This window comes from Virgibacillus alimentarius (assembly GCF_017874635.1).
In the GTDB taxonomy this organism is placed as follows: domain Bacteria; phylum Bacillota; class Bacilli; order Bacillales; family Amphibacillaceae; genus Virgibacillus_B; species Virgibacillus_B alimentarius.
Window position 1 is genome coordinate 1 of record NZ_JAGIKX010000038.1, and the last position, 25021, is coordinate 25021.

Annotated in this window: 26 protein-coding genes; 11 read left to right on the forward strand and 15 right to left on the reverse strand. The window is 35.7% G+C overall.

Going from position 1 to position 25021, the window contains the following annotated elements; all coding sequences use genetic code 11:
- Window positions 1-762, reverse strand: a 762-nt coding sequence (locus J2Z81_RS13805; RefSeq protein WP_226371605.1) for an IS110 family transposase, incomplete at its 3' end; no start/stop codon positions are given.
- A 274-nt stretch (window positions 763-1036) separates the two neighbouring features.
- On the opposite strand from J2Z81_RS13805, the gene pepF reads away from it, so the two are divergent.
- Both pepF and J2Z81_RS13815 read left to right on the forward strand, forming a co-directional pair.
- Window positions 1037-2842 carry an oligoendopeptidase F gene (gene pepF / locus J2Z81_RS13810; protein ID WP_029266961.1) on the forward strand — a complete coding sequence of 602 codons (1806 nt, stop codon included), beginning with the start codon at window positions 1037-1039 and terminating at the stop codon, window positions 2840-2842.
- A 30-nt stretch (window positions 2843-2872) separates the two neighbouring features.
- Window positions 2873-3280, forward strand: coding sequence for a GyrI-like domain-containing protein (locus tag J2Z81_RS13815; RefSeq protein WP_226371606.1), 408 nt, complete (start codon window positions 2873-2875; stop codon window positions 3278-3280).
- A gap of 367 nt (window positions 3281-3647) precedes the next feature.
- Here the strand turns inward: J2Z81_RS13815 and hemY are convergent, their stop codons facing one another.
- The 4 genes from hemY to J2Z81_RS13835 form a co-directional block, all read right to left on the reverse strand.
- Window positions 3648-5060 (reverse strand): protoporphyrinogen oxidase, encoded by a 1413-nt coding sequence (gene hemY / locus J2Z81_RS13820; protein ID WP_226371607.1) that lies wholly within the window; start codon window positions 5058-5060, stop codon window positions 3648-3650.
- On the reverse strand, window positions 5060-5995 hold the full coding sequence (hemH, locus tag J2Z81_RS13825; protein ID WP_226371608.1) for a ferrochelatase: 936 nt from the start codon (window positions 5993-5995) through the stop codon (window positions 5060-5062). Before hemH ends, hemY begins: the two co-directional genes overlap by 1 nt.
- Window positions 5996-6026: 31 nt before the next feature.
- Window positions 6027-7061 carry a uroporphyrinogen decarboxylase gene (gene hemE / locus J2Z81_RS13830; protein ID WP_029270507.1) on the reverse strand — a complete coding sequence of 345 codons (1035 nt, stop codon included), beginning with the start codon at window positions 7059-7061 and terminating at the stop codon, window positions 6027-6029.
- 138 nt (window positions 7062-7199) lie between these two features.
- Window positions 7200-9374 carry a transglycosylase domain-containing protein gene (locus J2Z81_RS13835; protein ID WP_226371609.1) on the reverse strand — a complete coding sequence of 725 codons (2175 nt, stop codon included), beginning with the start codon at window positions 9372-9374 and terminating at the stop codon, window positions 7200-7202.
- A gap of 186 nt (window positions 9375-9560) precedes the next feature.
- On the opposite strand from J2Z81_RS13835, the gene J2Z81_RS13840 reads away from it, so the two are divergent.
- The gene (locus tag J2Z81_RS13840; protein ID WP_029270503.1) at window positions 9561-10058 is read left to right on the forward strand and encodes an antibiotic biosynthesis monooxygenase family protein; all 498 of its coding nucleotides are present in this window, start codon (window positions 9561-9563) and stop codon (window positions 10056-10058) included.
- Between the two features lie 52 nt (window positions 10059-10110).
- On the opposite strand, the gene J2Z81_RS13845 is transcribed toward J2Z81_RS13840, so the two are convergent.
- Window positions 10111-10758 (reverse strand): phosphatase PAP2 family protein, encoded by a 648-nt coding sequence (locus J2Z81_RS13845; protein ID WP_226371610.1) that lies wholly within the window; start codon window positions 10756-10758, stop codon window positions 10111-10113.
- Between the two features lie 102 nt (window positions 10759-10860).
- Here J2Z81_RS13845 and J2Z81_RS13850 point away from each other — a divergent pair, with 102 nt between their 5' ends.
- The gene (locus J2Z81_RS13850) at window positions 10861-11295 is read left to right on the forward strand and encodes a ferritin-like domain-containing protein (RefSeq protein ID WP_029270499.1); all 435 of its coding nucleotides are present in this window, start codon (window positions 10861-10863) and stop codon (window positions 11293-11295) included.
- A 106-nt stretch (window positions 11296-11401) separates the two neighbouring features.
- Window positions 11402-12577: a M20 family metallopeptidase gene (locus J2Z81_RS13855; RefSeq protein ID WP_319023846.1), complete on the forward strand. Its 1176-nt coding sequence runs from the start codon at window positions 11402-11404 to the stop codon at window positions 12575-12577.
- Window positions 12578-12620: 43 nt separating this feature from the next.
- On the opposite strand, the gene J2Z81_RS13860 is transcribed toward J2Z81_RS13855, so the two are convergent.
- Together J2Z81_RS13860 and J2Z81_RS13865 are read right to left on the reverse strand one after the other, a co-directional pair.
- Window positions 12621-13838 carry an ABC transporter permease gene (locus tag J2Z81_RS13860; protein WP_029270885.1) on the reverse strand — a complete coding sequence of 406 codons (1218 nt, stop codon included), beginning with the start codon at window positions 13836-13838 and terminating at the stop codon, window positions 12621-12623.
- The gene (locus J2Z81_RS13865) at window positions 13831-14574 is read right to left on the reverse strand and encodes an ABC transporter ATP-binding protein (RefSeq protein WP_029270883.1); all 744 of its coding nucleotides are present in this window, start codon (window positions 14572-14574) and stop codon (window positions 13831-13833) included. The genes J2Z81_RS13860 and J2Z81_RS13865 overlap by 8 nt, the downstream gene beginning before the upstream one ends.
- Before the next feature lie 544 nt (window positions 14575-15118).
- On the opposite strand from J2Z81_RS13865, the gene J2Z81_RS13870 reads away from it, so the two are divergent.
- Together J2Z81_RS13870 and J2Z81_RS13875 are read left to right on the forward strand one after the other, a co-directional pair.
- Window positions 15119-15550 (forward strand): HIT family protein, encoded by a 432-nt coding sequence (locus tag J2Z81_RS13870; protein WP_029270881.1) that lies wholly within the window; start codon window positions 15119-15121, stop codon window positions 15548-15550.
- A 208-nt stretch (window positions 15551-15758) separates the two neighbouring features.
- On the forward strand, window positions 15759-16115 hold the full coding sequence (locus J2Z81_RS13875; protein WP_029270880.1) for a YtxH domain-containing protein: 357 nt from the start codon (window positions 15759-15761) through the stop codon (window positions 16113-16115).
- Window positions 16116-16263: 148 nt separating this feature from the next.
- Here J2Z81_RS13875 and J2Z81_RS13880 read toward each other — a convergent pair whose 3' ends face one another.
- The 4 genes from J2Z81_RS13880 to J2Z81_RS13895 all read right to left on the reverse strand — a co-directional run bounded on the left by J2Z81_RS13880 (window position 16264) and on the right by J2Z81_RS13895 (window position 20310).
- Window positions 16264-17187, reverse strand: a complete 924-nt coding sequence (locus tag J2Z81_RS13880; protein ID WP_038221288.1) for a glycine betaine ABC transporter substrate-binding protein — start codon at window positions 17185-17187, stop codon at window positions 16264-16266.
- A 59-nt stretch (window positions 17188-17246) separates the two neighbouring features.
- Window positions 17247-18176 carry a glycine betaine ABC transporter substrate-binding protein gene (locus J2Z81_RS13885; protein ID WP_029270876.1) on the reverse strand — a complete coding sequence of 310 codons (930 nt, stop codon included), beginning with the start codon at window positions 18174-18176 and terminating at the stop codon, window positions 17247-17249.
- 90 nt (window positions 18177-18266) lie between these two features.
- Window positions 18267-19121, reverse strand: coding sequence for an ABC transporter permease (locus tag J2Z81_RS13890; RefSeq protein WP_029270874.1), 855 nt, complete (start codon window positions 19119-19121; stop codon window positions 18267-18269).
- Window positions 19114-20310, reverse strand: coding sequence for a quaternary amine ABC transporter ATP-binding protein (locus J2Z81_RS13895; RefSeq protein ID WP_029270872.1), 1197 nt, complete (start codon window positions 20308-20310; stop codon window positions 19114-19116). The genes J2Z81_RS13890 and J2Z81_RS13895 overlap by 8 nt, the downstream gene beginning before the upstream one ends.
- A 369-nt stretch (window positions 20311-20679) precedes the next feature.
- Between J2Z81_RS13895 and J2Z81_RS13900 the strand changes: the two genes are divergently transcribed.
- Window positions 20680-21165, forward strand: a complete 486-nt coding sequence (locus tag J2Z81_RS13900) for a GbsR/MarR family transcriptional regulator (RefSeq protein ID WP_029270870.1) — start codon at window positions 20680-20682, stop codon at window positions 21163-21165.
- A gap of 10 nt (window positions 21166-21175) precedes the next feature.
- Here the strand turns inward: J2Z81_RS13900 and J2Z81_RS13905 are convergent, their stop codons facing one another.
- A complete protein-coding gene (locus J2Z81_RS13905; protein ID WP_029270868.1) occupies window positions 21176-21520 on the reverse strand; it encodes a DUF1878 family protein in 345 nt (114 codons plus the stop codon).
- A 188-nt stretch (window positions 21521-21708) separates the two neighbouring features.
- Here J2Z81_RS13905 and J2Z81_RS13910 point away from each other — a divergent pair, with 188 nt between their 5' ends.
- The 3 genes from J2Z81_RS13910 to J2Z81_RS13920 all read left to right on the forward strand — a co-directional run bounded on the left by J2Z81_RS13910 (window position 21709) and on the right by J2Z81_RS13920 (window position 23654).
- Window positions 21709-22260 (forward strand): DUF3267 domain-containing protein, encoded by a 552-nt coding sequence (locus J2Z81_RS13910; protein WP_029270866.1) that lies wholly within the window; start codon window positions 21709-21711, stop codon window positions 22258-22260.
- Between the two features lie 198 nt (window positions 22261-22458).
- Window positions 22459-22644, forward strand: coding sequence for a hypothetical protein (locus J2Z81_RS13915; protein WP_029270864.1), 186 nt, complete (start codon window positions 22459-22461; stop codon window positions 22642-22644).
- Between the two features lie 128 nt (window positions 22645-22772).
- Window positions 22773-23654: a peptidylprolyl isomerase gene (locus tag J2Z81_RS13920; protein WP_029270863.1), complete on the forward strand. Its 882-nt coding sequence runs from the start codon at window positions 22773-22775 to the stop codon at window positions 23652-23654.
- 58 nt (window positions 23655-23712) lie between these two features.
- Here J2Z81_RS13920 and J2Z81_RS13925 read toward each other — a convergent pair whose 3' ends face one another.
- Both J2Z81_RS13925 and yhaM read right to left on the reverse strand, forming a co-directional pair.
- The gene (locus tag J2Z81_RS13925) at window positions 23713-23898 is read right to left on the reverse strand and encodes a sporulation YhaL family protein (protein ID WP_029270861.1); all 186 of its coding nucleotides are present in this window, start codon (window positions 23896-23898) and stop codon (window positions 23713-23715) included.
- A gap of 71 nt (window positions 23899-23969) precedes the next feature.
- The gene (gene yhaM / locus J2Z81_RS13930) at window positions 23970-24917 is read right to left on the reverse strand and encodes a 3'-5' exoribonuclease YhaM (protein WP_029270859.1); all 948 of its coding nucleotides are present in this window, start codon (window positions 24915-24917) and stop codon (window positions 23970-23972) included.
- Window positions 24918-25021 lie beyond the last annotated feature (104 nt).

The window sequence follows — 25021 nt, forward strand, 5'->3', positions numbered from 1 at the left end:
GTGCTCTTCAATAAGCTTGATTTGTTCTAATAGAAGTTTAATTTGTAACTTGAACACATCTGAACCAACGGTGATGCCAAAAGAATTTAAAGCACTTTTTTGAATTTGTTTGGCTTTTGTAAGAGCCCTTGATTCGCCGTAACGGCCTTTACTTACTTGGTTTAATAAATCAGCTAGCTTTTTGGTATCAATGTTAAGTAAGTCTTCAGGCAAAGGGGAATGCAATAACACTTCTGTTGAAGACATCCCAAAGACATCAGAGAAGATTTTTTCATACTCTGGGAAAACTTGATCCAATAATGAAATGACCTTACGCTTTAAGTCTGAACATTGGTCTACAAAAGAAAAACGCAGACGTTCAAGATGTCTTAACTCAAGTAAATCATCTTCAAGAAAAGGGGTTTCGTCAGGTGAATCAATTCGAATGACCTGGGCAATAAGATAAGCATCACTCACATCTGTTTTTGTTTTACGAATATAAAAATAGCGTAAAGCGTCTGATTGTAATGGATTAAAGACAGTTGTTTTAAATCCAAGTTTGTGAAGGTATGAGAATATTGATAACCAGTAATGTCCAGTGGCTTCAAGCCCTACAACTGAGTTATCTGGTGTTAGATTGTATTGGTTGATAAATTGTAATAACTTTTCACTCCCATCTTTGGAGTTAGCGAAACGAAGGGTTTTACCTACGTGATTCCCTTTATCATTAATCAAACCAACTTCATGATGACATTTACCAATATCAATACCAATATAAAACATCGAGAACACCACCTAATGCATTATTTATCAGATGGGAGGAATCCTCTTATCTCTATAGATATCCAACCTCGTTCGATATACGACAACGGATGTGTCATCCAGCTCATTCGAATAGTTCTATAAAGAAAGAGGTGTCAGTCTTTTTAACGAAGACAATGCTTCAAGGAGGGTGACGACAACCTCTATCTGATTAAATACATTATACCTTGAAAGATATAACGATTTAAGAAACTAGTAAAAAACTAGTTAATAATAATATACGAGGAGGCCTACGATGAGTAATACACGCTGGAAAAGATCAGAAGTACCAAAAGAACAAACATGGGACCTGAGTGATTTATTTACATCAACAGAAGAATGGGAAAGTGAATGGAATACAATTCAAACAGACATAAGTGAGGTTACCTATTATAAAGGAAAGTTAGGAGAAAATGCGGATACATTATTAAATTGTCTTATAGCAGCTGAAAAATTCGAACAAAGAGTTATCCGTGTTGCAACATTTGCTAATTTACGAGCTAATGCTGATGGAGCGGATCCTAAAAATCAGAGGGATTCTATAAAAGTATCCGGTGTCTTAGCTAGCATAGGTGCCAACTTGTCTTTTATTAAAACAGAATTATTAACACTTTCAACAGAAACAATTGATCAGTTTATTACAGAACAGCCCCAATTAAAAAACTATCAAAAAATACTTAAAGCGATTGTTGAGAAAAAGCCTTATACATTAAGCCCGGAATTAGAAGAAGCACTAGCTACACTAAGTGAAGTTCATGAAGCTCCATATATGATTTATGAACGCAGTAAATCATCTGATATGGAGTTCGATCCGATCAGAGATAAAGATGGAAATGATCTGCCAATGTCTTTTTCACTTTATGAGGATCGTTATGAATTATCGTCAAACACGGATCTACGCAGAAAGGCTTATCAATCTTTTACAAATACTTTAAAAAAATATGAAAATACTTATGCTGCAACATATGCAACAGAAGTAACGAAACAAGTCACGATGTCTCGCCTACGCTCCTATGATTCTGTTACAGATATGCTTCTCTTGCCACAACAGGTTACACAGGACATGTATCATCAACAACTAGATATCATTCAAAAGGAATTAGCACCACATATGCGCAGGTATGCAAAACTAATAAAAAAACAACTTCATTTAGATGAAATGCGTTTCTGTGATTTACAAGCACCGCTTGATCCGGATTTTAACCCAACAACAACTTATCAAGAAGCAACGTCTATTATTTTAGATGCTCTCCAAGTAATGGGAACGGAGTATAGTAACATTATAAAAAAAGGAATGAATGAACGTTGGGTAGACCGAGCGGATAACGTTGGCAAATCTACTGGGGCATTTTGTTCTAGTCCATATGGTGTACACCCGTATATCTTAATAACATGGACAGATACCATGCGTGGCGCTTTTGTTTTGGCACATGAACTTGGACATGCGGGACATTTTTATCTCGCAGGTAAAAATCAATCACTATTTAATACACGCCCATCAACTTACTTTGTAGAAGCACCTTCTACACTTAATGAATTATTGCTCGCAGATCATTTACTAGAAAAAACAGACGACAAACGTATGAGACGATGGGTAATTAATCAGCTGCTTGGAACTTACTACCATAACTTTGTTACACACTTACTAGAAGGAGAATTTCAGCGCCGTGTTTACAAATTGGCCGAGGCAGGAACCCCGTTAACTGCTAGCGTTTTATCAGACCAAAAAAGAGAAACACTGGAAAACTTCTGGGGAAATACAGTAAAAATTGATAATGGAGCAAGTCTTACTTGGATGCGCCAGCCCCATTATTATATGGGATTGTATCCATATACTTATTCAGCCGGTTTAACTGTTTCGACCGCCATGGCCGAGAAGATCAAAAAAGAAGGACAGTCTGCTATTGACCAATGGTTAAATATACTAAAAGCTGGAAGTACAATGAAACCGCTTGAACTTATCCGCCAGGCTGATATAGATATGTCTAAACCAGATGTTATTAGGAATACTGTATCATACGTTGGTTCTTTAATAGATGAACTAGAAAAAAGCTTTGCATGAAACGTACAAATTTACTAGGGAGCGAGCACCATGGAGTTAAATTTGATTACAAGTATTCGGACAAATAATTTTTATGATAAGGAAGTCATGATTAAAATTAAGGCGATGTGGGAAGAAGCTTCACACGAGCTGACACAACACCATGATACTACATATGGTGTTTACTATGATTATGAGAGTGATTATAAAGGAGATTATTCACTAGGTGTTGCTATTGAAAGCGATAAAGCAAGCGAAGACCAGCCCGTTATAGAAATACCAAATACAGAAATTTACAGAATATACGATGCTGATACAAATGATGAACAAGGAATATTTAAAACCTGGAGTAAGATTTGGGATTTAGAAGAAGAAGGAATATTAAACCGAGCTTATACCTTTGATTTTGAAAAATATTATCCCAATGGAAAAACTGAAATTCACATCGCAATAAAATAAGGATCTTTTCATGCAACTAGGAATAGCAACATGAGAGTACCATTCTCATGTTGCTATTCGAAATAAACTGTGCAGCGTGCGTGACAGATTATGCGCTTCTTTGTATATCCAAAATCTACTCTTAATCGAATGATGGATTTTTTGGTGAACGACTGCGTTTAGGCACTCATTCTTCTTGATGAAGGAACGTTTCTTGCTTCGCTGACTGGGTTCGAATACTCATGCACTTGATAAAAACTATTTCAACCATGATCGGTCTCTAACACTCTAGGTATCTCACTAATCGATCATAGAAAAATACTCTGCTATAGTTTCTCCATATTTTAATGCCAAATCCTTACCCTTAAAGAGGACTTATTAGTTCCTTTCAAGCCTTTTTCTGCAGAAAAGCAAGTACATTTTCCACTGCTTGTTCCCCTTGAGTAATGCAGTCCGGTATGCCTACACCTTCGTAGGAGCTACCTGCTAAAAATACACCAGGTAATTGCTCACTCATTTCTTGGCGAACCTTAGCAATACGTTCCGTATGTCCTACTGTATATTGTGGCATTACATTTTTCCAGCGGGTAACAACTGTAAACGCTGGTTCCCCTTTAATCTTCAACGTTTTCTTTAAATCTTTTAAGACAATATTGGTAATTTGCTCATCTGAAAAACCAACGATTTCTTGATCATTTGGTTTCCCAACATAACAGCGTAATAATACTTTACCTTCAGGCGTTGTATGTGGCCACTTTTTATGTGTCCAAGTGCAAGCGGTAATGCGGAAGTTACTGTTGCGTGAAACGACAAAGCCCGTGCCGTTCACATCTTTCTTAATGGCTGATTGATCAAAAGCAAGTGCTACGTTAGCAACAGACGACATCGGAATATCATGAAACTTTTTAAAAATATCATATTGACTAAACACTTTTGGCAGAGCTGAATGCGGTGTTGCCATAATGACTGTATCCGCTTTATACACTTCTCCATTACTCAAAAGAAGATGGTATCCCTGCTCTTTTTTCTCGACATGATCTAATACTTTGTTTAAGGAAATAATGTTTTCTTTATTCAGACGTCGTTTTAGTTCATCAACCACAGATTCAAATCCATTTTTAAAAGCAAGGAATTGTCCTGACTTCTTTCCGGTATTTCTTTTTCGTTCCGGCATCGTTGTTCGTAAACCTTTGATAAGACTGCGATGGGTTTGCTCTAATTCATGAAAGTTTGGAAATGTAGCCATTAGGCTCATCTTGTCAATATCCCCCGAATAAATTCCGGATAGTAATGGTTCCAAAAGATTTTCAACTAATTCATTTCCAAATCGACGTCGAAAGAAGGAACCAAGTGATTGATCATCTTTTTCTTTGCTTTTCGGTATAAAAAAGTCCAAAGTAGTCCTTAGTTTCCCTGGTAACGATAATAAGCTTGAAAATAAAAACGGTTTCATTTGTGTGGGGACACCCATATAAGAACCTTTCGGCATTTTATGTAATTTATTTCGCACTAAAATATAAGCCTGTCCTGTACCATTTCGAACTAATTGATCTGTCATACCTAGTTCTTCAGCTAGTTTCCCAGCAGATTTTTTTCTTTCTAAAAATGAGTCTGGTCCTCGCTCGATTGTAAAACCGTCTTTTTTAACAGTTTGAATTTTTCCGCCTAAGTGGTCACCTGCCTCTACTAATTTTACTGTATAGGGCAGATTTTTTTGTTTAATTTCCTTTTGTAAATAATAGGCAGCGGATAAGCCTGTTATTCCGCCACCTACAATCACAATATTTCTAGTATTATTCATTACAGATCACTCACCTTTTTTAAAACGACGCGTGCCAGTGTTTCAATAAATTGCGGATGGGAGTTTGGCATTTCTGGCCGGTAGTAACTTGCACCGATCTCATCACAAACAACTTTGCACTCATAATCATTATCGTACAGCACTTCTAAGTGATCAGCTACAAATCCTACAGGTGCATAAACAAAGGTACGGTATCCCTTTTGTTCAAATAAATCACGTGTTAAATCTTGAACATCTGGTCCGATCCATGGGTCAGGGGTATTTCCTTCACTTTGCCATCCAACTTCATAGTTCTTAATTCCTGTTTCTTCAGAAATAAGTTTCGCTGTTTCATTTAATTGTTCAACATAAGGATCCCCGCCTTGTAAAATCTTCTCCGGTAAACTATGTGCAGATACGATTAAAACTGCTTTTTCTCTCTCTTCAGCCGTCATCTGTTTATATGTTGAGTTAATTTGCTCCGCCCAGTAATGAATAAACCCTGGCTCATCATACCAGCTTTCAACTGACGTAATTGTTGTCTTTCCGTACTTTTTGGCTTCATCAGCTGCCCGCTGATTATAGGATTTCACACTGAATGTTGAATAATGTGGTGCCAGTACAAGGGATATAGCTTGTTCTATACCGTCCTTAGCCATCTGTTTGACAGCATCTTCAATAAATGGCTCAATATGTTTTAGACCAATATACATGTTAAATTGATACGCATCCTGCAGCTCATTCAATTTTGTTTCTAATGCTTGCGCTTGTTCCTTCGTGATCTGCGCTAAAGGGGAAATGCCACCAATTGCCTTGTACCTGTCAGTAAGATCCTGGAGTGCCTCTTCGGATGGTTTTCTTCCATGCCTAATATGCGTATAATAACGCTCAATATCCTCCTCCTTGTAAGGTGTACCATATGCCATTACAAGTAATCCAATTTTTTTTCTTCCCATTTTTCAACACTCCTACTGTATAAGTTTTCATTTATCGTTTGGAATAGCTGTGAATTAGCTCTGTTAATTTTTTAAGCGTTTCTGGCTTTATATCAGGTGTCACTCCATGTCCAAGATTAAAGACATGTCCACCATTCTTCATACCATCATCTAAAATGGCTTTTGTGCGTGTCTCAATTGTTTCCCAATCTGCTAAAAGAATAGCAGGATCAAGATTTCCTTGTAGCACCTTAGTTACTCCCATTTTTCGTGCTTCATTAATTGTCGTTCTCCAGTCTAATCCAATAACATCCACAGGTAAGTCATTCCATTCTAGTAGTAAATGCCTTGCACCAACACCGAATAAAATAAGTGGAACATTTTCCTTTTGAAGCTCAGTGAAAATTTTTGTCATAATCGGTTTAATGAATACTTGATAGTCTGAAACATTTAAAGAACCGACCCATGAATCAAAAATTTGTACTGCACTGACACCCGCTTCCACTTGTGATTTCACATAAGTAATAATCATGTCTGCCAATTTATCCATTAATGCAAACCACACATCAGGATCACGATACATGAATGCTTTGGTTTTGCTGTAATTTTTCGATGGTCCTCCTTCAATCATATAACTTGCTAATGTAAAAGGTGCCCCGCTAAAACCAATTAATGGAACCTCAAGCTGTTCCTCTGTTAAAAGACGTATCGTATCCAACACATAGGAAATATCTGCTTTTGGATTAAGCTTACCCAATTTCTCTATATCCTGAATGTTTTGTATTGGATTATCAATAACTGGTCCAATCCCTGATTTAATTTCGACATCTATCCCGATTGCAGGTAAAGGTGTCATGATGTCCTTGTACAGAATAGCAGCATCTAGATTATAATTTTCTACTGGCAGCCTAGTAACATAAGCACCTAGTTCTGGCTGATGCGTAATTTCAAATAAAGAGTATTTTTCCTTCAGCTTTAAATATTCTGGTTGGGATCTGCCCGCCTGACGCATATACCATGCAGGGGTATAATTTGTTGTTTCCCCCTTATATGCTCGAATAATTGTATCATTGATTTTTTTTGACATTCCATCCACCCTTTTTTACGTTCTTTATCGCTAAAATTAACTATATCGATTTCTATTCATTCTGTATAGTAAACGTTCATGTTTGTCATGAATTTGTCTAAATTACGCGTTTTTTCTCTGATAGCGCGGCATGATACTTTACACGGAAAATTCAACTGATTCAGACCGTTCTCCCTCTAGCTTTGTTAACGGGTCATAAGGGACGACATAATATCTATTTGATTGCAAAAAAGAGAGATCTTTTATTTCATATTCTGTCTTCCCTTCTACTTCTCCAACACGTTCATTTACTCCATCTTTTTCGCGATAAATACGATAGATAACCCGATCATCATTCGAACCAGACCATGTTAACTTTCCCTTAACTAACTTAAACCCGCCGAATGTATATTCTGCATGGAGATTGGATACTTTTGGCAAGTCGATCGGTTCTTGTAACGCCTCGACATTTTCAGGCTTTGAAAATGAAGCCTCAAGGGAGTAGTTATTGTCAATTTCTGATAAAATTTTCTTTGTCAGCTGTGTCGGATATTCACTGCCCCCCGTTAAATAGTGTTCTTTATCCGACTTATCATAGCCCATCCATAAAGCACTTACGTATTCAGGAGTATATCCAACAAACCAAATATCTTTATTTTCTCCTTCCACGAAAGGATGTTCTGTTGAACCAGTTTTCCCTGCGAGCGCTTTTGGATAACTACCAGCGCTTGCAGTACCGCTTTCCACCGTACTTGTGAGTATCTCTGTCATATTCCAGGATACTTGCGGGCTAAATACTTTCTTTTCAGACGGTTCCGCTTCTCCTATCAATTCATTATTTTTGTCATAAATTTCACTTATTGTGTAGGCATTGATATATTTCCCGTCATGTGCAAAAGTTCGATAACTACTTGCCATGCTCAAAGGTGATAGTCCCTCTGACAAACCGCCTAACCCAATTCCTAGCCCTTTATCTGGAATATCCAGTTGCATTTTTTTAAGATAACTTTTTGAATAATTAATACCTATTTGATCAAGCAGCCATACGGTAGAAGCATTTTTAGATTCTTTAAGTGATTCATAGATGGAAATTGCTCCCTCATATTGGTGATTAAAATTCGCTACTGTGTATCCATCATAATTAATTTTTTCATCTCGTATTAAAGAATAAGGATGATAATCTCCTGTCTCCAATGCAGGTCCATAAACAGCAATAGGTTTCATTGTCGACCCTGGCTGGCGTTTAACAGTTACGCGATTTAATTCTCCTAAATGGTAATCCCGACCACCAACCGCTGCGATAATTTCTCCACTTTTTTGATCTAACATGACAAAAGCACCTTCGACATCTGTTGTATTTCCTGGGAAATAATCGTCATTTTTAAATTCATTGTAAGCAATTTGTTGAATTGTATCATCCAAATTAACAACAATGCGATAGCCGCCTCGTTTTAATTCATCAATCGACAATTTATATTCCTCTGCAGCTTCTTTCATTACTAAATCCGTATAACTGTCAACCCAAGGTTTTGTTTCCTCTTCCTGTATGTCTAAGCCTAATGTCTTTCCTTGTTCATGCAGGCGCTCTTCTGTAGTTAGGATGTCGGTGTTTTCCATGGATTGCAGCACAATATTTCTCCTTTGTAATGCTTTCTCAGGGTATTTTATTGGTGAATATCCATTTGGTGCTTTTGCCAATCCTGCTAACAATGCTCCTTCATCAATGGATAAATCTTTGACAGACTTAGAAAAAAATTTTTGGGATGCTGCTTCGACACCATAAAGACCTTGTCCAAAATACATTTGATTTAAATACAATTCCAAAATGCGTTCTTTCGGAAGCTGTCGTTCTAAATAGACAGCTGCCATTACTTCCTTAGCCTTTCGTGTCCATGTTTTATCATTCGTTAGAAATAAATTTTTTGCAAGTTGCTGGGTTAGTGTACTTGCCCCTTCCACTTTTTGAAATGCAATAATATCCCGATAAATAGCGCGCATAACGGATTTGAAATCAACCCCGGCATGTTTATAAAAACGCCTGTCTTCTATGGAAATAAAAGCATTTTTCACATGTTCTGGTATATCATCAATAGAAACGGGTATGCGATTTTCATTATATAGTTTGCTTATCACTTTTCCATCAGCTGTTTCGATGGTTGTTGTTGTGTCTAAAACCAGATCTTCTTGGTTAACTACGAGTTTGCCTCCAAATAAAATCAGCCCGTAGCCTATTAACCCGAGAACTACGATAAAGCCCATAATAAATAGCGGCTTTTTCAATTTCTGAGACATAGAGAATAATCGTTCTTTACGACTTCGATAATTTTCGTTCATTTGTTCACCTCAGGCATGATTGTAATCCAATCATCGTTATATATTATACGACATATTTCTTCAATCTAAAAGAAATAAATACTAATTATTTTTTAATATTAATTATAAATAAGTAAAAATTTTGGCTAACTGGACATACAATAGGGTATGATGGATAGTGAAATCAATTGAAAGGGGGATCATACATTGAAAGCTTTTATGACAAATGGAACATTAAACTTTTTAAAAAGCCTTAATAAAAAACACCCTAATATACATTTTTATTTTATGAACAATGGTACAAGTACTGTCGTATACTATGAAGGTAATCATAAAAATGTTTTTTCATCTGGACGAACTTATAACGTACTAACTTCTAAGGGAGATATACAAGATAAAGGATTTATTGTTATGAATAATATACCTGTTGCCGAAGAAGAACACCCAGTCTTTGAAGATCGTTTTAAAAATCGTCAAAATGGAGTCGAAACAATGCCTGGATTTCAGGCGTTCCGCTTACTTTCGCCTGCTAAAGGGAACACGTATATTGTTTTAACACAATGGGCTTCAGAACAAGATTTCGAAAACTGGAAAAAATCGGACCAATTTGCCAAAGCGCATCAGGAGAAAACAACCAAACCACCTGCATATTTTCTCGAACGTCCATTTATTACGAGTTATCAGATGATTGATCCAGATCAATAAATAATCATAAGGGTGTCTCGGGAACATTAATTGCTACAAGGCCGTCCTCTTTTTACATTTGCTTATTCAAAAACCTGTGCACAACATACTTATGAATATAAATAATAACTATAAGCATGATGAAACCAAACATAAATCCTGTTAATACATCTGTCAAATAATGGACATTAATAATAAACCTGCTCATACCAATTATAAAAATGAGTATTGCTGAAGCCAGGTTTACACAAAGTTTCAATTTCTTGGAACTTATTTTTTCTGTAATAAAATAGGTAAACAAGCCATAGCAAACAAGAGAAATCATTGCGTGTCCGGAAGGGAAACTATAACCTTCAGCATTTGCTTCAGTGAAAATACGAGGCCGTTCCCTAGAAACCAGCATCTTAATGATGACATTCATATAATGACTAATCAAGGTACCCAAAGCAAACAGTAGCGGAGTTATCCATTCGTGAAACAGCCACCAAAAACAAATACTCATTAGTAACGTAAAGGGTACTAAAAAAGATGCAGAACCTAATTCAGTAATCCAGCGAGAAACCATAAATATATTCGTATCAGCCAGTGTGTCTACAAGTGCCCTTGTCCATTGATCGAGATATGGCATTTTTCCATTTATGATTTGAACAAACCAATTGGTCATTATAATAAAGGTAAATACACATAAAAAGAGAATACTATAAAGTCTTTTTTTTGACATGAACAATACCTCCTCCCTAAAATAATAACCTAAAAAAGTTTTAAAAGAAAAAAATAGGGAATTGTATTATATAACGATAAAACAAAAAGGTTGGGATAGACGATGAATCAAGAATTACAAGAACTAATCGATGGTTTAAATGTAGACTTAGCTCATGAATACGGGGCAGCGATCCAATACACTTATAGTGCAGCTGTTGTTTCTGGTTTATATCGACCTGCACTGAAGCCATTTTTTGAAAGCGAAATTTCAGAAGAACTGGGTCATGCTTTATATTTGTCAGAGAAAATCAGTGCTTTAGGTGGCACCCCGACAACAAAAGCTGCAGAAGTAGAGCAACCAACAGATGTAAAAGACCTTCTTGAGGCTACACTTAAAGCCGAAACAGACACAATCGAACGTTATAAGAAAAGAAAACAACAAGCAGATGCATTAGGATATACAGAACTTGGAGTAAAATTGGAAGATTTGATCGCAGATGAAACAAATCATAAACAAGAAGTAGAGCGTATACTGCAAGATCCAGCATTCGCTTAAAAACTCACTTCAATCAAACTAGAGGATAGTAATTTGATACTATCCTCTTTTAATTATTACATATTATCTAAAAAATGATATAATTCAAACAGAGGGAGGGATTTTTTTGATAAAAGATATACATAGAGCAATTGATGAATTGTATTCGGAAATGGTTGACATACGCAGGTATCTGCATCAATATCCAGAACTTTCCTTTCATGAAATAGAAACTGCTACATTCATTAGTGACTTTTACGAAAAATTAGGCATCCCCTACCAAGAAAAATTTGGAGGCAATGGTGTTATTGCCACATTAAAAGGTGGAAAACCTGGTAAAACAATTGCTTTAAGAGCTGACTTTGACGCTCTTCCCATTCAAGAAGAAAATGATGTTCCATATAAATCCAAAATAGATGGCGTTATGCATGCATGTGGCCATGATGGACATACGGCAGTCCTCCTGACACTTGCTAAAGCAATACAGCCATTTCAATCAGAATTACCTGGTACAATTAAATTCCTGCATCAATATGCAGAAGAGCAAGTGCCAGGAGGAGCAAAACCAATGATCGAAGCCGGGGCACTGAATGAAGTTGATGCTATATTTGGAACACATTTATGGGCGACAACTCCTTTAGGTGTACTGCAAACCTCAAAAAATGCTTTCATGGCTGGTGCTGATGATTTTGAAATTATTATCCAGGGACAAGGAGGACATGGTGCACAACCACATCATACAAAAGATGCAATTGTGATTGGTTCTCAGGTCGTGTCAGAGTTACAAAAAATTGTCAGCAGACGTATTGATCCCTTAGCCACAGCTGTCATCACAATCGGTGTGTTTGAGGCTGGGGATGCTTTTAATATTATCGCCGATAAAGCAAGATTAACCGGAACCGTCCGTTATCTTCGTAAAGATGTTCAAAAGCAAGTGAAAAAAGAAATGGAAACAATTATTAAAGGGGTATGTATAGGTAACGATGCAACCTATACCCTAAACTATAACGATGGTTATCCTCCACTTATTAATCATGAAAAAGAAGCAGACCTAGTGCTGCAATCCGCCAATAAGATACCTGAAATTCATAAAGCCGAAGAAATTATTCCGGAGATGGCTGGGGAAGATTTTGCTTATTATATGATGGAACGACCTGGTGCTTATTTTTTTACTGGAGCACAAATAGAAAATCATGAGTTCCCGCACCACCATCCTAAATTTGATATTGATGAACGCGCTTTGCCTATTGCAGCTAAAACATTAATCCAGGCGTATTTTGACTATCAGGAAGAACATAAATAAATCCTCCTTCACAAAATGACTAGTCATTTTGTGAAGGAGGATTTTATTTGTGCAAAAGTTTTTTCTTAACATATCCGTAAATAAATAGAAAATCAAAAACTGTTCCACCAACGATAGTGAGTATGGAACCCATATAGTTTCCTGCTACTATAAAGACAAGCGAAAATACAACAGTTTGAATAATCGCTAAATGGAGCAGCCATTTCATCAGCGCTTTTTGACGCAAGTCCCGTTTAACAGGATAAAGATCTAACCATACAACTGTACGATGATGGTTGTACAGAGTCACCATTTGGAAACTGCTCATGTATAAAAACAGTAAAGCGAATAATAATTTCATCCATATATTAGGTACATAATAAATAAATAATCCACCGATCACGATCAGCCTAACATACATTCCTAAGTAATCTCCACTGCGAATAAATGTTATACGATATAGATAATCATAGGTAAGCTGTTGTTTAAATGGGAGTTTATCAACGAAAGAAACAAGCCAATAACGCTTTTTCACTCTGTTTTTTAATCGGGGGACGTCTGTAAACAGATTAGCAAAGCGATAAAACGTCTGCATACGCTGCTGATCTTTTTCCACTAATAAGTCCCATTTAATTCCCGCTTCCTTTCGTGATCGATTTAAATCATATAAGAACAAGGCTATAAATAATACAGTCGTTATTGCTGCTAAAAGCATGCTGCCTTCAATAAGAAAATAGAAAACACTAATATTTACTGCTAGCCGTACGATGTGATCCCACTGACGCGTACCCTTATCCCTTATCTTGAGCATCCACCAATTTGCAATTAAATTCCAGACCTTAAAGATAAGGACAATAGCAAGTGTAAGTAAATAAGTATACCCTTCCCTTTCAGGATACGCAGCAAAATACAATGGTCCAAAAGCGGCCACAGCAATAAAGATTAGGTATAATTGAATGACAAAGCTATAAATAAGTGCATCCCGGAAATAGGCCCCCATTTTATGTTCGGCTGCAATTAAAAATACTAAATCAGGTTCTTTTAATAAAGTTCGCACTGGACTATAACTTACTAACAGTCCTAACACTATTCCTATAATCCACGCAGTTGGAAAGTTTGCTGGCAGTTGCATGAGCCATTGCTGATAATAAAAAGCAAGCGCCGATATAAAAAATAACATTGCAACAGCGATATGCCCATTAAGTATATATCGAAGATACCTGCTTGTTTCTCTTAAATGGGCAGAAAATCGCTCTTTAAAAAAAGCATGTGAATCAAACATGGCTATCTTCCTTCGTTAATTGCACATATAAGTCATCTAAGTTTGCACCAGGCATATTAAAATTTTGGCGCAATTCGTCTAGTGTACCTAGTGCTCTTATTTTTCCTTCGTGCAAAATAACAAATCGGTCACAGTATTTTTCCGCAGTAGCCAAAATATGAGTTGACATAAGGACGCCCGAACCTTTTTCTTTCATTTCATCCATTAATTGCAGGTAAGATTGAATCCCTAGCGGATCCAAACCAACGAAAGGCTCATCTACAATATATATGGGTGGTTCGATTAAAAACGCGCACATAATCATTACCTTTTGACGCATCCCTTTGGAAAAATGAACAGGAAACCATTTTAGTTGCTTTTCCATACGGAATTCTTTTAACAAAGGCTCCAATCGTTGTTCAAAAACTGTTTCAGGCACATCATACGCCATCGCTGTTAAACGGAGATGTTCGTACAATGTTAATTCATCATAAAGAATTGGCATCTCAGGAATATATGCCATTTGATTACGATAGGATGTTGGGTTTTCTCGAAACGTTTTTCCATTTATAGAAACAGTTCCTTTTTTCGCTTCCATCAAACCAATAATATGTTTAATGGTTGTGCTTTTCCCTGCACCATTCAAACCAATTAAACCTACAATTTCCTTAGGGTAAACATCAAAAGAAATACCATGCAATACATTTTTATGGGTATATCCACCATAAAGTTCATTAATATGTAACAAAGGATCCACAAGTTTTCCTCCCGTTCATACTCGACAAGTTCAACACTTTTATTTATGTTATCATTTTTATGGAGTAATGCCAAAATAAACCGTTATCCTATTTTCGACAAATAATATGTATAAAATTATTATCCTTGGACCATAATAGGTATAGAAGAGAAGGAAGCAACACACTATAATTTCGTGTCTAAACACAAATGAGGTGTTTCCGATCGCAACTTTAGTGATTTAAAGCCCTTTAATTTCGTGTATAACACAAAATGAGGTGTCTCCGATGGAAACTCTAATGATATAAAACCCTTTTGCCAGGGTATAATCTCAGTAACAGACTGAGATACTGACAAAAAGGTTTTTGTAATCTAGTTAAAGCGATTTAACGAAGTATTACGAAGTCCCCAACGTTAGATGTTTTTTATCGACCCCTTCTCTTCTAGAGCAGGCTAGTCCCAAAAACGGACGGCCTGCTTGTTTTATATAGGGGTCAGAACGCTTTACAGAAAGGTACACTTCTATATACAATAAAGGAAAATAATCGATAGGAGTGCTGAAGATAATGGATCATCAAGATTGTATTTTTTGTAAAATTATCAATGGCGAAATGCCTTCCGCTAAAGTATACGAAGATGAACATGTTTATGCTTTCCTTGACATTAGTCAAGTAACAAAAGGACATACGCTTGTTATACCGAAAAAACATACGAAAGATTTATATGATACACCTCCAGAAGTTGCAGGAGAGTTATTTGCTCGCATCCCTCGGATTGCTAATGCTATTAAAGAAACATATCAGCCAGTAGGTATTAATTTACTAAATAATAACGAAAAAGGTGCAGGACAGGTCATATTCCACTTACATATTCACATTATTCCGAGGTATGAAGATGATGGATTTTCCTTTAAAGGAGAAAATCATACAGATGAATATTCTTTAGAGAATTTACAGCAAATGGCAAAAGAAATTAGCAAAGAGCTTTCAGATAATTAATTACCTGTAAACATGGTGCCTATCTGAATATTTTTTCTTTTTATTTAACTCTATTTTTGTTATAATAGATAAAAGACCTTTCATTGTTCGTTTTGAAAAGCCTCTGGCAAAAAGTCAGAGGTTTTTTACACAAAATGGTTATCCGTCAACGTTTCAATAAACTTTTGGTGTGATACATATAATAAAGACTTAAAAGGAGCGTATTCATATGGCAAAAGGAAAGTCACTTTTACTTGGAATTCTGTTTGGGGGGGCTATTGGCGCATCAGCAACACTCCTTAGCACACCTTCATCTGGGAAAGATTTTCGCGGATTAGTCAAGAGACAAGGACTAGAATGGAAAGATATGTTAGAAAACATGAAACAGGAGGGCCTCAACCTAAGAGAGCAGATTGCTGAAGCCTCCAAAGAAGGAACTATATTAATGAAAAATTTAACGCATGAAATGAAAAAATCTGTTGAGGAATGGCAAGAAGCTGTAGAACCACATAAAGATAATATACAGGAATATCTTGAGCATATCGAAACGAGTTTAAAAGAGCTGGAAGATAAGGTAAACAAATAATAATGCGCAACCAGGGCATTTCGTTCAGGAATGTCCTGGTGTATTATCAGATTAGAAAATAGCTATATTGATATCTATTTATAATACACAATATAAAAATGGTGTATGAAAGCGCAATGCACATGCTTACATACACCATGAATTGTTTTTATTTAACCGGCTCAAGGTCTTCAATGGATTCGATGTCCATATAGTCTGGTACTACTAGCCCGATCTTTGCACCTTCTAAATTAACGCCTAGATCATCAAAATCATCTTCATATTTATCATAAAATTCTTTCGTTGTAATCGGCATCCATACCGCAAGCGTAGCATCAGCATCACCGTTTGCTACCGCTTCGTACATAACTGCTAAATCAACTGGAGTTACTGTTACTTCAAACCCCTTTTGCTCTAATACCTCTGCTACTACATAGGTAGATGATAATTCAGAGTCCCATTGAGTTGAAGCTAATTCAATTTCTTCTCCATCCACATCATCGACACCTTCCGTCCACTCAGCTATCTTTTTCGGATTATCTTCCACCCAACGTTTTGCCGATTCACTAATGTCGTCTCCAGTCTCATGAGATTCTAACATTATTTTCTCCATATCTTCTACTTCCCAATTAAACTGATCAATTAGTTTAAAGGCATTTGGTTTATCATCTTTTAAACCTTTACGTGCCAATGTTTTAATTACTTCCTCTTCACCATAAACGCCTTTTGGATCTTTTAGATATTTCATATCGGGATATTTCGCAAATGTCCAGTGTGGATTCCAGCCTGTAATAATGATTGGTTCTTCATTCTTCATGGCACGGTCTAATTCCGAAGCCATTGCAGTTGTCGAAGATTGTTCAAGCGTCCATCCATGTAGATTATCATAACTTTCTAATGCTTCCTCTGTAGTAACAGTGATCCCAGCTCCTGGTTCAATACCAGTAATTGTAAATTTAACTGCATTACTATAGTTTTCTTCATTTGAGTTATGATCATTTTTATCGCCGTTTTTTGAGCTACATCCTGCGAATATTAATACAAGAATCATTAGTGTAATAAAAGCTAGTCTTTTACCTAACAATTTTTTCACTTCCTCATTTACCAAAAAAAGTAAAGGAAGATTAAATCAACCTTTACTTCTTTTAAAATTTATTTAGCTGGCTCAAGGTCTTCTATGGATTCGATGTCCATATAATCTGGAACAGCTAATCCAATTTTTGCACCTTCTAAGCTTGGTCCAAGGTCTTCTAAGTCATCTTTGTATTCTTCATATAGATCACCATGTGTTACTGGAAGCCATCCAGCAAGAAATCCGTCAGCATCTCCTTCTGCAACTGATTTCCACATAATAGCATTATCAATTGGTGTTAATGTAACTTTATAACCAAGATCCTCAAGAACCTTCTTAACTACGTTAGAAGAAGCTACTGTAGAGTCCCAGTCTACCATTGTTAATTCAATTTCTTCTCCGTCACCTTCTTCAGCGCCATCAGTCCATTCAGAAACCATATCTTCATTTTCCTTTACCCAATCAGCAGCTGCCTTTTCAGGTTCTGCACCATCAGTAATATCAAGCATTACTTTTTCCATGTCTTCTGTTTTCCAGCTAAACTGGTCTAATACTTTATAAGCGCCTGGAACGTCATCTTTAAGTCCTTTACGAACCATGGTGTTGATTGTTTCTTCTCCACCATAGACTTCTTTTGGATCATCTAAATAATGCATATCGTACTTAGCAAACTTCCAATGTGGTGTCCATCCTGTTACAATAATAGGTTCTTCATTGTTGATTGCTTCACCTAGTGCGGTAGCCATCGCACCACTAGAAGATGCTTTTACTTCCCAGCCTTCTAAATTTTCGTATTCTTCTACTGCTCTCTCTGAAGCTTTAAATACCCCAGCACCAGGCTCGATACCAGTGATTGCGTAATCCAATTCCTCACTATAGTTTGTATCTCCACCATTATCTGATGCTTTGTCTTCTGTTTCACCACTGTCATCGGACCCACATCCTGCAACAATCAGTGATAGGGAAAGTCCACCAGCAACAGCTAGACGTTTCCAACCAAATTTAAACATAATCTAATCTCCCCTTTTTTGTATAATATTTATGGAAACTTTTCCTTAAGAAAAGATACCAACGTAAGTTTGTTTGTTATAATTATTAATTTAATTATTTTTTGTATTCACATGTTGTGTAAATCGATCAATAATGATCGCCAAGATAACAATACCAATACCAGCAACGAATCCTGTTCCTACTTGTGCTCTTTGCAATGATGATAGAACTTCTCTTCCAAGCCCAGGAGCACCAATCATAGATGCGATAACAACCATGGATAAAGCTAGCATAACTGTTTGATTGATTCCAGCCATAATCGTTGCTTTTGCCATTGGAAGTTCTACTTTAAATAACTTTTGTGAACCTGTACTACCAAATGCCTCTGAAGCTTCTACTAGCTCTTGAGAAACCTGGCGTATCCCCAAATTAGTAAACCTTACTGTAGGAGGGGTCGCAAAAATCAGAGATGCAAATATACCAGGTACCATTCCAATACCAAAGAATGCTACAGCTGGAATTAAATAAACGAAAGCAGGCATTGTTTGCATAAAGTCAAGGATTGGAGTAATAATTGCCTCCGCTATCTTGCTCTTAGACATCAATATACCAACAGGTACACCAATTACTACGGAAAGAACACTCGCAATTAATACCAACGTAAACGTACTAATCAAATGTTCCCAAAATCCTTGATTGTAAATTAACCATAAGCCCACAATAGAAAATACTGCCAAACCTAACTTCTTTCCAGTTATAAAGAATGCTAATAATGCAACAATAACAATGATAATAACAGGAGGAACTGCTAATAATGCATTTGTAGTAAATTCCATAAAGTTCCCAAAATGCTCTTTCAGCGGATCGAACAAGAAGGAAAACGTACTCGTTAACCAATCTGTAACTACCTCTGTTTTTTCTGCAATCGGAATACTCGGTACAAAGTCTAATAGTTTATCAAACATCAAGATTCACCTCTCCTTCTCCAGCTAGTCCGGCTATAACTGCTCCACGAACAATGATTCCCAATAGTTTTTCATCTTCTACAACCGCTACAGGAGTAGTTGAATCATGAATAATATTAAAGATATCATTCATTGCTTTATCTTTATTAACACGTATGATATCTGTTTTTAATATTTCATTTAAATCACGTATATCCTGATTTCTTGCGTCTAGTGCATCATCCGCTGTCACATAACCTTTTAAGTTTCGTTGACTGTCAACTACTAGAATACTAGAAATTCCTTCTGCACGCATACGTTCCAAGGCTACACGCGGACCATGACGATCAATATTTACCGTTTCAGGACGTTTCATAATATGTTGTGCTGTTAAAATCTTTGAGCGATCAACGTCTTCAACGAATTTTTCAACGTAATCATTTGCAGGTTTCACTAGAATTTCTTCAGGAGTTCCAATTTGAACAATCGACCCATCTTTCATAAGTGCTATGCGATCGCCTAAACGTAAGGCTTCATCCAAATCGTGTGTAATAAATAAAATTGTTTTTTTCATGCTTGCTTGTAAATCAATTAATTCATCCTGCATTTCTTTACGGATTAGCGGATCAAGTGCTGAGAATGCTTCATCCATTAATAAAACCTCTGGATCATTTGCTAAAGCTCGAGCTAACCCGACACGCTGCTGCATCCCGCCAGATAGTTGACCTGGAGCTTGATGTAAATATCCGCCTAAACCTACCATTTCTAATGCATCTTTTGCTTTTTTCTGTCTTTCTTCCTTTGGTACATTTTGAATTTCCAAACCGTACTCGGCATTCTCTAAAATTGTTCTATGCGGGAATAAAGCAAATTTTTGGAAGACCATACTTAATTTTTCTCTACGAACTTTACGCAGCGATTTTTTATCCATTTTGGATAAGTCGTCTCCATCGATATAAATATTTCCTTCTGTAGGCTCGATTAGTCGATTAACTAGGCGAATTAATGTAGATTTACCACTGCCGGATAATCCCATAATAACGAATATTTCTCCAGCATCTACAGAAAAAGAAGCACGATTGACCCCAACCGTATTCCCTGTTTGTTCTAAAATTTCACTTTTTGATAAGCCTTCATCCAAAAGCTTTAATGTTTGCCTCGTATTTCTACCAAATACTTTAGATAGATTTTTAACTTCTATTACTGGCAAAGCTTTCACCTCTTCCATTCCTTTTGGGATTATTGTCATGTTCCTAATGAAGCACGAATGAGTCCTAATAAAGATTACATAAACTTATATGCACATATAGAGCGAGAGAAAAACTCATATTTACAGACTATCATTAGATCCGAACAATCACTGTACTATGTTACTATACATCTTTTCATCAATACTTTACAAACTTTATATATGACGAATTTTGTATATTTTATACGTACAGTTTAAACTGTACAAACTTTAATTGGTATATACTCCTTTTTTCTTTATTTTACTCCTATTTAATACTTTATACGTAATTTTTCATATAAACGTTTTTAGTGTAACCTTTATATAGCAAGGCTTTTTAGGAGGCTTTTTATGTTCGAAAACAAAACTGAAATAACGAACAAGATTATTGTGGAATTTTCTAAGACAATTGAAATGTTTGATTTAACTCCCGCAGAAGCTCGATTATTTACATATCTATATTTAGAGGAAAAGCCATTAACATTAGATGAGATGAGTGAAGCGTTGGGGAAAAGTAAAACGGCGATGAGCAATAGCATACGCAACTTAGCAAACTTAAATCTAGTCACTCGTGTGTGGAAAAGAGGGGTTCGTAAAGATTTATATAAAGCAAATACACAATTATTTAAGATCTTCGTAAATTCTTATATTAACAAGTGGATAGATGCTACAAATTTCCAAAAAATGTCACTAGCGGAAATCCATAAAAATGTTAAACAAATAAACAAACCGATTATGTCAAAGGAGGAATTAGCTACGATTAATAATTATTTGGAAGAACTAATCGAATTTCATAATGAAATAGAATCTTTATTCACAGACATGAAACAGGACTAACTCATGCCCATCACCGTATATCATTAAACTCAATTATTTGGATGAATACATTCATTAAAGAAGGATAATATCCTTCTTTTTTTAATGCATAAATGGTTTGATTCGGGTCTAATTTCTCAGTAAGCATTCCAGCAAAATGAATGATGAGGATAGTAAAATCTAATAATCCTTCTTTTTTTTGCCGTCGATATTGCTTATCAAGCGTATTTAACATACGAAATAAATCATTATATTCTTCCCTTGTAACGTTTTTTTCAATAATCATTTTACTGAACGGGTAATTATGAATATCAATCAACTTAGATAACAATTCTACATGAAATGATGTTGTCTCAGCTTTGTTTAATTTATTCACTTTAATACCTCCTTTTTCACCAATTTATTCATACTTTATACAAACCATTAAACCGCTTCTCTCCTTGGTTTAAAGCCCTTTTCATTTTGTCGAAAAAAGATGGCAAAAAACTATTGATTTTATGCTGTAAACATACTATGATTCTTAAAGGATTTACAAAGTATAAAACAATAATGGAGGGATTGAAAATGATTTGTTGGAAGTCTATTAACATCACCAAAGAATTTGGATTAAAACGTATTTATTTAATTTCATCATTAATTGGTCTTATGGCGTTTGTAATACTCTATGTACCGTTTTCTATCCTTCATAAAAATGTCCTGCTAAACGAATCAGGAATTGTTTTATTCATATTTGGTATAATTTTACTACCACTGATGCATTTACTTATGCATATTTTACCATTATTCATTCTAAATAAAAAAATAAAAGTAACTTATAAAAATAAAAGCAAGAAAAGAACACTACCTTTATTAACTTATTATACAAAAGCATATGTTTCTAAAAAAGTCTCCCTCCTTGTTGCGCTTGCGCCGACAATATTCATTACAATTCCGGGTATGATCGCAACCTATTTACTTGCTGACTTTTATGTGTATTTATTGCTTTTAACAACGGTTCATATTGGAATTTCATTTACAGATTTCCTTTATGTATTATATATTGCGAAAGCTCCAAAGCAATCTTTTATTGAAAATGATAATAATGGTTTTGATATATTGATCAAAGCACCCAGGTAATCTTTATTTTTTTACTTTATGAATTTATCAAAACAAAGCTGCTTAATTAGAGGATCTGGCGTAAAAATAAACCAGATCCTTTTTATATCTGTTTTCCCTGTTCAGATTTTAAATTCTTTGATACAGTAAGGAAGTATAATATTTACGGATTATAAATGAATGGGGTCTTCTGTCGTTCTCATCTGAGGAGGGTTTATCATGATGACATTTTTTCCAATTTACGCCGTATTTGTGTTACTTATTTTCAACTTTCTCGTAGATAAGCTTTGCCATGCACTGGAAATGGAAAAGTCAAAACAAGCCGGAACTTTTCGAATGGTAAACGTAATGGTTCTTATACTCCTTTTTTCCTCTTATTTACGAATTTTAAATGCAATGGTATAAACTTACATGAACGTTGAGCAAAATAAGAAAAAGGGAAATTGATAATACTGTGTTTTCAGTAGGAAAGTATGTTATATTTATCTTTAGTTTAAGTGAATTGGATACAATTAGATTAGGAGTGTTCGTGGATGAAAAAATTAGTAATAGCTGTCACACTATCTGCAAGTTTTCTCGGTTTAGCTGCATGCGGCTCAAATGATTCTGACCCAGATGTCGTGGTTGAATCGAAAGCCGGAGATATCTCCAAGGAAGACTTTTATGAGGAGTTAAAAGATCGCCATGGAGAACAAGTATTAAATGAATTAGTAACAATGAAAGTACTAGAAGATAAATATGATGTAAAAGATAAAGAAGTTGATAAAGAGGTAAAGAAAGTTAAGGATGAACTTGGAGATCAGTTTGAAATGGTACTTCAACAACAAGGCTTTGAAGATGAAGAAGCTTTTCGTAAGGTAATTCGCGAAAGTTTATTGCAAGAAGCTGCATTAAGTGAAGATGTGGAAATTAAAGATAAAGAAATCAAAAAACAGTATGAGCGTATGAAAACTGAAATCAAGGCTCAACACATTTTAGTTGAAGATGAAAAGACTGCAAAAGAAATTAAGAAAAAATTAGATGATGGAGAAGACTTTGCAAAATTAGCCGAGGAGTATTCAACAGATGAATCTAATAAAGATGATGGTGGAAAATTAGGCTATTTTTCTGTAGGTGAAATGGACCCAGCCTTTGAAGATGCAGCATACAGCATGAAAAAAGGCGAAGTTAGCGACCCTATCCAAACTCAATTTGGTTTTCACATCATCAAAGTAAATGATAAGCGTGAAAGTGAAGAAGACATCGGCTCTCTTAAAGAGAATAAAGATGACATACGTCGTGAGTTGATTTCAGAGAAAATCGATCCAATGGAAGCTCAAGAAAAAATAACCAACCTACTCGAAGATGCTGACATCAACGTACAGATTGAAGAGTATAAAGATATGTTCAAAAAAGATAGTCCACAAAAACAATAGGGATAAAGGATAAAGCTGTTGCACCTGTAAAGTTTGCAACAGCTTCTTTTATATATATTTATAATTGTCGATCCTTTTGTTTTTTTCGTGCTTCTTCCAGACGGTCCATATAGACTTTGCCTTCACTTTCAATAAATTGTTGTTCAAGCTTCTTTTCAGCACGTATTGCCCGAAAAGCCATATATCCACTAAAAAAGATGAAAAGAATCATTAAAAAAACCCACCAAGGCACTCCTACAATCATCTTTAAGCCTCCCTTGTCCAATAATATCTACTTCATTTATATGAACAAAGAGATAAAAAAATGACTATCACCTAGTTTTCCTCGAATAATGGCTTATAAAATGATCGATTATCCATAGCAAATAAGCGTGCAGTAAACTCACCTGGATTTACTTTATCCAAGGCTCTATTAAGTATATTCATTTTTGCATCAATTAAATCAATCAAATGCAATACTTCCGCTTCCCTGACCAAGGGCGGCTTCGGACTTCCCCATTCTGCTTTACCGTGATGGCTTAATACTAGATGCTGCAGAATGACCACTTCTTCTCCCTCAACTTGGAGCTCTTTTGCAATTTGCCCAATTTCTTCTACCATCATGGAAATATGGCCTAACAATTTCCCTTCTAGTGTGTATGTTGTGGATACTACACCGGATAGTTCTTTTAATTTGCCAAGATCATGTAAAATAATTCCCGCATAGAGCAAATCTTTATTAAGTTTTGGGTAAAGAATATGTAATTCTTTCGCAATTGAAAGCATACTAACGATATGGTGCGCTAAGCCTGATACATATTCATGATGATTTTTGGAAGCTGCTGGATAAGTTAACAATGCTTCCTGATATTTGGTAACAAATGCCCTTACGATACGTTGTATAGAAGGATTTTGCATTTCGAAAATCGCTTCTGTTATTTTCTCCATTAATACTTCTTTCTTAACTGGAGCCTTTTCGATAAAATCAGAAACTTGTACACCATCCGCAGGGTTTGCCGGCCGAATAGAGAAAATTTTCAACTGTGCTCTTCCACGAAATTGATTAACTTCCCCTTTCAATTTAATAATCTGCTCTGCTATAAATGTCTCCTCGTCATCTTTTGAAGCATCCCAGAGTTTCGCGTCAATTTCTCCAGTAACATCTCGCAATATCAAGGTCAAGAAAGGTTTTCCATTACTTGCAACACCCTTTGTAGCTTCCTTTATTAACATAAAATCTTCGAATGAATCCCCAATATTATAGTGTCCAATTCCTTTTTTCATCATCGATCCTCCCCCTCGTATAATATGTTTAGTCTTAAATATTTTCTTATTAATTATTTTCAATCTACCTAATAGCACTTTGAGCGTAACTCCGTTACCCTTCA